The following is a 6,715-nucleotide window of genomic DNA, read 5'->3' on the forward strand; positions in this document are numbered from 1 at the left end:
AAGCCATGAAAGTCATATCGGAAACCTATCTGAGGGAAACCTTCAGAAAGGACGTTCCTGAGACTTTCAAGCTGGAGGAGGGTCAGATCCTGACCCCCTCCGCATCCCAGCTTCTCAACGAGAAGGGGGTTAAGGTCGTCAGGGGGGATGACGCGTCATGCGCCTCGGAGCCCGAGGCCGCCCCGAAGAAGACTGAGGCGGAAGGGAAAACCGGACCGGCATACGTGTCGGCCATGGACGGCGGCCTGTATGACACAAAGCCCGAGCACATGACCCAGCTCACGGGCAACCGGCTGGTCCCCAAGGACCATCCGCGCATTGTGTTCAGGGGCCGCCTCGACACCTGTCAGGGGGAGATCCTCCTGCTGCAGGCCAAAGCCCACGATGCCGGTAAAAAGGCATTGGTGGCGGATCTCTCCGAGATCCTTGAGTGGACCCGCGACATCATGCGCCGCGATGTCCTGGACACCCCCGTTCCGGAAAAGCCTATCCTGGGGCTTACCGACGCGGAGCTCCGGGCCCACTCCCATAACCCCAAAAAATACTACGGGGTGGGTCACCTGCTCCCCACGTACGACATGGGGGAGATGATTTTGAGGCTCAACCGCCTGCGAGCCCGGGTTCGGGAATTGGAAGTGTCGGCCGTAAGCGCCCTGAAAGAGCCCTTTGAGCTCGGCAAGCCCGACATTGTCCAGGCCCTGAACCGCATGAGCAGCGCCATTTACATCATGATGCTCAAGGACAAGGGCGGCATGTACAAGTAGGAGAACTGATGGAGCAGACAATCGTAGAAGACGTTATCAAGAAGGTCATGGCCCAGATGGTGGAGACGACAACGGAAAAGGCCGCATCCTGCGATGCAGCAATTCCCGTGGAACTCTCCGGTCGCCATGTCCATCTGTGTGAAGAGGACATCAAAGAGCTTTTCGGCGCCCCCCTGACCCATGTCAAGGAGCTCTCCCAGCCGGGCCAGTACCTCTGCAAGGAGCGTGTCCGCCTTATCGGGCCCAGCGGCGTCATCGACAACGTGGCGGTCTTAGGGCCCGCCCGGCCCAAGAGCCAGGTGGAACTCTCCCTCACCGACGCGCGGATCCTGGGGATCAAAGCCCCGGTGCGCCAGTCCGGTGATGTGGCCGGCTCCCCGGGTGTCGTGCTTACCTCAGGCAGCGGCCTGGCAGGACTGGAAGAGGGGGTGATCGTTGCCGCCCGCCACATCCATATGTCCCCGGCCGATGCGGCCCGCTTCGGTGTGTCCGACAACCAGAAGGTGGACGTCCATATGGACGGCTCCCGCCCGGCGGTATTCAAAGATGTCATCGTGCGGGTGAACAGGGATTTCAGCCTGGCCATGCACATCGACTTTGACGAAGCCAACAGCTGCGGCCTGGGCAAAAACGCCCGAGGCAAGATTGTGGGCGTAACCCAGGAGGCGTAGCCGTGGACTTTTCATCCGTAGATCGGACCATTGCCGATCTTGAAACGTGCCTTGACACCACGCGGGAGGTCTCTCCCACCGAGGAACTCCTCGTGGGGGTGGACCTTGGGACCGCCTTTATCGTGCTGGTGGTGATGAACAGCCGAAAAGAGCCCGTGGCCTGTGCCATGGAGTTCGCCCAGGTGATCAAAGACGGCCTGGTGGTGGACTATCTGGGCGCCATGACGGTTGTGAAGCGCCTCAAGGCGCAGCTTGAGGAACGCCTCGGACGGGAACTGGAGAAGGCGGCCATCGCCGTGCCTCCGGGAACCGGCGAGTCGGACTGCAAGACCCACGGCTACGTGGTGGAAGGCGCGGGGATGGAAGTGACCAACCTGCTGGACGAGCCCACGGCGGCCAACGCCGTTCTGGGGGTTCAAGACGGTGTCATCGTCGATATCGGCGGCGGGACCACCGGCCTCTCCATCCTGGAGAAGGGCAAGGTGGTCTACGTGGCCGACGAAGCCACGGGTGGAACCCATCTCTCCCTGGTTCTTTCCGGAGCATACAAGGTGAGCTTCGAAGAGGCCGAGGAGATCAAAAGGGACAACACGCGGCACAAGGAGATCTTTGCCGCGGTTCGGCCCGTGATTCAGAAGATGGCCACCATCGTGAAAGGGCACATCGTGGGACGGAACATAAAAGCCGTCTACCTCGTGGGCGGCACCTGCTGCCTTACCGGCATGGAGACCGTGTTCGAAAAAGAGCTCGGCATCCCGGTCCACAAGCCGGCCAACCCCTTTCTCGTGACCCCCATGGGCATTGCCCTGAGCTCCGTGCTCACGGGCGAACAGGAGAGTGACCATGGATGTTGAAGCACTGGTAAAAGCCATCGCCGCCGAAGTCCTCAAGCAGGTGGGTGAGGAATCGGAGGCACCCAGGGTGTTTATCATCGGCGAGAAGACCTGCCCGAAATGCCGGGCCGCCGAAAAACAGCTGGGCAAAGGGCACACCTTTCTCTACCCGGATGAGGACCCGGGCCCGGGGGAGACCCTGCGGCGCATCGTCCCCTATCTTTCCATCCGCCACATGGCGGACATGGCAGCGGGCAGGGCAGACGGCCCGCTCATGGAAAAGGTTCTGGCCGCCCTTCTGGCCGGTCAGCCGGTGGAGGTGGTGGAGTACGAATACAAGCGGTATGCCGATACCGCCCCCGAAGGGCTCATGCGGCTCTTCGAGGGACAGGAGGCGGCTCTTGCCTCCTTTGGCCTGTCCCCCATGGATACGACAAAGCGAGACACCATCAGGATCAGGAAACCCCTGGTCACCGAGGCCGATGTGGCCGGGGCAGGGGAGCAGGGCGCAACGGAGCTTCGGCTCCCGGCAGACGCCCAGGTGACCCCCCTGGCTGTGGAGAGCGCGCGGGACTTAGGCATCACCCTTACCCGGGGATAACAACCAAACCCTTACGAGGCGACCAGGATGATAGTTGGCAAAGTGATCGGCAATGTGTGGGCCACACGAAAAGAAGATGGCTTGAGCGGGATGAAACTGATGGTGGTCAGGCGGTTGGACGCCTGCACCAACGAGGAACTCGATTCTCTGGTGGCCGTTGATTTCATCGGCGCAGGCATCGGAGATCGGGTCCTGGTGACCACCGGCAGTTCCGCTCGCAACGCGGGCTCCATTTCTGATGCGCCCGTGGATGCCACCATCGTCGGTATCATCGACGAGGTCGAGGTTCAGGAGGGGATGTAGGGCCATGGATTCCCTGGGCATTATAGAAAGTCGAAGCATCGCAGCCGGTGCGGTCCTTACCGACATCATGGTCAAGGCCGCAGGGGTAACCCTTCTCAGGGCGGGCACCATCTGCTCCGGGCGGTACATGATCCATGTGGCAGGCGACCGCGAGTCCGTGGCCACCTCCGTATCGGCTGCCCAGGACGCAGGCTATGCCCTTGCGGGTAGCTACACCATCGGAGGCGTCTCGCCCCAGGTGCTCGATGCCCTGAAACGGGGCCCTGCGGTGAGGGCCCGGGGCGCCATCGGTGTGGTGGAGTGCCGCACCGCGTCAGCGGGAATCGCTGCCGCCGACGAAGCCGTCAAGCGCTCCGAGGTGGAACTGGCCCGCATTGTGACGGGCCAGGGCATCAACGGGAAGTCCTATTTTGTCCTCACCGGGGATGTCGCCTCGGTGGAGGAGTCCGTTGCCGCTGCAAGACAGGCCCTCGGTAAGTCCCTGGTGGAGGCGGTGGTGATCCCGTCCCCCGACGCCTCGGTGGTGAGTGCCCTCGTTAAGCGCGTGTAAGGGACGGAACAAAAATATAACATACAAAAGGGATGCCTCCGGCGGCAAGGTGAGCCACCTTGAAAGCAGGCAGCGAATGCGTTTTGCCCCTCGTTCCTCGGGTCAAATCACATCCGCCCTTAAAACGTCATTTATTCAAACGGCTTTTTCTATGGCCTGTTTATTAAACTTTTTAAACGTTTAGCCCCCGGCAGGTCCGCCGGAGGCATACGTTGAATGATTCCATTTTTTTAAGTGTGACCATCGTCTGCGGCATTTTCGCAGCGGACGGTGTCCAGGTGATCAACTTGAAACCACCGTCGCTGCTCTCTTGACATCAGGCACGGCATCACGGGCGACGCACAGCCAACGGCGGTATGTTGCAAGCGGATCTATATAATAAGGTAGAACGCAACATTTTTTAAAAGCAGGATACCTACTTTTTTAAAACAAGGAGATACGCACAATGAAAGCATTGGGAATGGTAGAAACCAAAGGACTTGTGGGCGCCATCGAAGCAGCGGACGCCATGGTAAAAGCAGCCAACGTGGAGCTGGTGGGGCGTGAGCAGGTTGGCTCCGGTCTTGTCACCGTTATGGTTCGCGGGGATGTAGGCGCCGTCAAGGCAGCCACCGACGCCGGTGCCGCCGCAGCCGATCGTGTGGGCGAGCTCGTGAGTGTTCACGTGATTCCCCGTCCCCACGCCGAGGTGGAGCTGATCCTCCCCAAAAAGCAGGAAGCATAGGGTTTCGTGACCGGTGGTGTGGGGATTGCCCCATGCCGCCGGCCGCCCGGAAAGCAACCTGACGGATCGGTCCCGATTCGTGGCTTTTCGTTCAGAAGGGGCTGCGGCCACACCATTGAACGATGAACCAGGTACCGGGACACCCACGACCTGATTGACTATTTACACCACACCGATAAAAGGAGTCCAACCATGGATATTAACGAGAAAGTCCTTGAAGAGCTGATCCGAAAAGTTGTCACCGAGCAGATGGGTGGCGCCAAGGCACCGGCCTTTCAAAAAGTCGTGGACAAGGAAAGCGGTGTGCTCTGCGTGAAGACCGACTCTGTCAAGCCCGAGCCCTTTGATACGGGCAAAGCCGGGGACAAGGTCTTCCTTACCGACATCGTGACCCTGGACGAGAGCCCCCGCCTCGGCTGCGGCATCATGGAGATGGAGACCACCTCCTTTGACTGGACACTGAAATACGACGAGGTGGACTACATCATCGACGGCACCCTGGAGATCGTCATCGACGGCCGCAAGGTGGTTGGCAACAAAGGGGACATCATTTTTATCCCCAAGAACACCTCCATCGCCTTCAGCGTTCCCGAGTCCGCCCGTTTCATGTATGTCACCTATCCCGCTGACTGGGAATCGCAGTAACCGGAGGACGCAGACTTGACTCAATTTAACGGACGCACCCAGATCTGCTACGGCGAGAACGCCATCAATGCCCTTGAGAAACTCGAGGGCAGGCACGCCTTTATCGTCACCGATGCCTTTATGGTGAAGATCGGTTTTGCCGACCGCATCATCAGCGGCCTGGAGCGCGCGAACATCACCAGCAGCGTGTACGACAAGGTGGAGCCGGATCCCTCCCTTGAAACCGTGCGCGAAGGCACGGTGAAACTCCTTGCCGACGGCGCGGACCTGATCATCGCCCTGGGCGGTGGCTCCTCCATCGACGCGGCCAAGGCGATCATGTACTTCGCCCACAAGGCGGACCCGGCCAAGGGCAAGCCCCAGCTGGTCGTGGTTCCCACCACCAGCGGCACCGGCTCTGAAGTGACTGCCGTTACCGTGGTCACCGATACCGAGCAGCAGATGAAGATTCCCCTCATCGACCCCCTGCTCGTCCCCGATATTGCCGTGCTGGACGCCCGGTTTACCCGGTCGGTGCCCCCGTCGGTCACCGCCACCACGGGCATGGATGTCCTCACCCACGCCCTGGAGGCCTTTGTTTCCACACCGGCCAACGCCTTCACGGATCTGTATGCGGTGCATGCCATCAAGTATGTCTTCCGCTACCTCCTGCGCTGCTATCGCAATGGCGACGACATGGAGGCGCGCCAGAACATGCTTTTGGCTTCGTGCATGGCGGGCATGGCTTTCAACAACAGCGGCCTGGGCGTGGCGCACAGCATCGCCCACACCTTAGGGGGCCTGTTTCACATCCCCCACGGCAAGGCCAACGCCGTCTTGCTCCCGTACGTCATCCGCTTCAACAGCTTTGACGTCCGGGACCGGTATCGCACCATTGCACGGAAGCTTGAACTCCCCTGCGAGACCGTGGAGCAGGGCAACGAGAGCCTCATCGAGGCGGTGCGCTGGCTCAACAGCCAGATGGGCATCCCCAATCGGATCCGGGACCTGGGCATTGACGAGGGGGATTTCCAGACCTCCCTTGAGACCATGGCCCGCCACGCCATGGACGACGCCTGTACGCCCACCAACCCGAGGCGACCCTCCCTGAGGGATATCCGGCAGTTGCTTCGAACGGCGTATTAAAAAGAACATGCCTCCGGCGGCAAGGTGTGCCACCTTGAAAGCAGGTTGCGAATGCGTTTTTACCCTCGTTTCCCGGGGAAAACCATATCCGCCTTTGATTCAGGTTGCCTGACACTGTTTTTTAAACCTGTTTGTTAAACTTTTTAAAAGTTTAGCCCCCGGCAGGCCCGCCGGAGGCACTATCGCACAATGGAATGTCATATGAGAGATCAGATTGTAGAGAAGGTAAAAGACGCTGGCGTGGTAGGCGCCGGGGGCGCCGGGTTCCCGACGCATGTGAAGATCAACGCAACGGTGGACACGGTCCTTGTGAACGGTGCCTCCTGTGAGCCCCTTCTGATGAGCGACCCCTACATCATGGAGCATGAGCTCGATATCATGATTGAGGGGTTGAACGCCGTCTTGGACGCCACGGGCGCTTCCCGCGGGGTCATCTGCATCAAGGGAAAACACGCCAAGGCCCTTCAGACCATCAAGGACGCCGTGGCCAAAGACACCA

9 protein-coding genes and 1 pseudogene are annotated in these 6,715 nt (G+C 60.2%); all 10 read left to right on the plus strand.

Translation table 11 applies throughout. The annotated features are described in order from the left end of the window. Positions 1-5: 5 nt before the first annotated feature. A complete protein-coding gene (locus BLQ12_RS25895) occupies positions 6-764 on the plus strand; it encodes a cobalamin adenosyltransferase family protein (protein ID WP_092215744.1) in 759 nt (252 codons plus the stop codon). Positions 765-772: 8 nt separating this feature from the next. After that, a complete protein-coding gene (locus BLQ12_RS25900; protein ID WP_092215747.1) occupies positions 773-1,435 on the plus strand; it encodes a phosphate propanoyltransferase in 663 nt (220 codons plus the stop codon). Positions 1,436-1,437: 2 nt separating this feature from the next. Then, entirely contained in the window at positions 1,438-2,289 is an 852-nt protein-coding gene (gene eutJ / locus BLQ12_RS25905) for an ethanolamine utilization protein EutJ (protein ID WP_092215749.1), read from the plus strand. Next, positions 2,279-2,869: a hypothetical protein gene (locus tag BLQ12_RS25910; protein WP_092215751.1), complete on the plus strand. Its 591-nt coding sequence runs from the start codon at positions 2,279-2,281 to the stop codon at positions 2,867-2,869. Before eutJ ends, BLQ12_RS25910 begins: the two co-directional genes overlap by 11 nt. 27 nt (positions 2,870-2,896) lie before the next feature. Continuing rightward, positions 2,897-3,172: a EutN/CcmL family microcompartment protein gene (locus BLQ12_RS25915; RefSeq protein WP_092215753.1), complete on the plus strand. Its 276-nt coding sequence runs from the start codon at positions 2,897-2,899 to the stop codon at positions 3,170-3,172. 4 nt (positions 3,173-3,176) lie between these two features. After that, positions 3,177-3,722 carry a BMC domain-containing protein gene (locus BLQ12_RS25920; RefSeq protein ID WP_092215756.1) on the plus strand — a complete coding sequence of 182 codons (546 nt, stop codon included), beginning with the start codon at positions 3,177-3,179 and terminating at the stop codon, positions 3,720-3,722. A gap of 445 nt (positions 3,723-4,167) precedes the next feature. Then, positions 4,168-4,446, plus strand: coding sequence for an ethanolamine utilization microcompartment protein EutM (gene eutM, locus BLQ12_RS25925; protein WP_152004567.1), 279 nt, complete (start codon positions 4,168-4,170; stop codon positions 4,444-4,446). Positions 4,447-4,638: 192 nt separating this feature from the next. Beyond that, the gene (locus BLQ12_RS25930) at positions 4,639-5,091 is read left to right on the plus strand and encodes a cupin domain-containing protein (RefSeq protein WP_092215760.1); all 453 of its coding nucleotides are present in this window, start codon (positions 4,639-4,641) and stop codon (positions 5,089-5,091) included. 15 nt (positions 5,092-5,106) lie between these two features. Next, positions 5,107-6,216 carry a 1-propanol dehydrogenase PduQ gene (locus tag BLQ12_RS25935; RefSeq protein WP_092215762.1) on the plus strand — a complete coding sequence of 370 codons (1,110 nt, stop codon included), beginning with the start codon at positions 5,107-5,109 and terminating at the stop codon, positions 6,214-6,216. A gap of 201 nt (positions 6,217-6,417) precedes the next feature. Further along, a pseudogene (locus BLQ12_RS25940) lies at positions 6,418-6,715 on the plus strand (electron transport complex protein RnfC); the annotation flags it as partial.

Source organism: Desulfoluna spongiiphila, from assembly GCF_900101345.1.
In the GTDB taxonomy this organism is placed as follows: Bacteria; Desulfobacterota; Desulfobacteria; order Desulfobacterales; family Desulfolunaceae; genus Desulfoluna; species Desulfoluna spongiiphila.

Excerpts from the sequence above, each read along its gene's own strand:
- BLQ12_RS25920 (WP_092215756.1), top strand. The coding sequence starts at position 3,177 with ATGGATTCCCTGGGCATTATAGAAAGTCGAAGCATCGCAGCCGGTGCG.
- BLQ12_RS25895 (WP_092215744.1), top strand. The coding sequence starts at position 6 with ATGAAAGTCATATCGGAAACCTATCTGAGGGAAACCTTCAGAAAGGAC.
- eutM (WP_152004567.1), top strand. The coding sequence starts at position 4,168 with ATGAAAGCATTGGGAATGGTAGAAACCAAAGGACTTGTGGGCGCCATC.
- BLQ12_RS25930 (WP_092215760.1), top strand. The coding sequence starts at position 4,639 with ATGGATATTAACGAGAAAGTCCTTGAAGAGCTGATCCGAAAAGTTGTC.
- BLQ12_RS25910 (WP_092215751.1), top strand. The coding sequence starts at position 2,279 with ATGGATGTTGAAGCACTGGTAAAAGCCATCGCCGCCGAAGTCCTCAAG.
- BLQ12_RS25915 (WP_092215753.1), top strand. The coding sequence starts at position 2,897 with ATGATAGTTGGCAAAGTGATCGGCAATGTGTGGGCCACACGAAAAGAA.
- BLQ12_RS25900 (WP_092215747.1), top strand. The coding sequence starts at position 773 with ATGGAGCAGACAATCGTAGAAGACGTTATCAAGAAGGTCATGGCCCAG.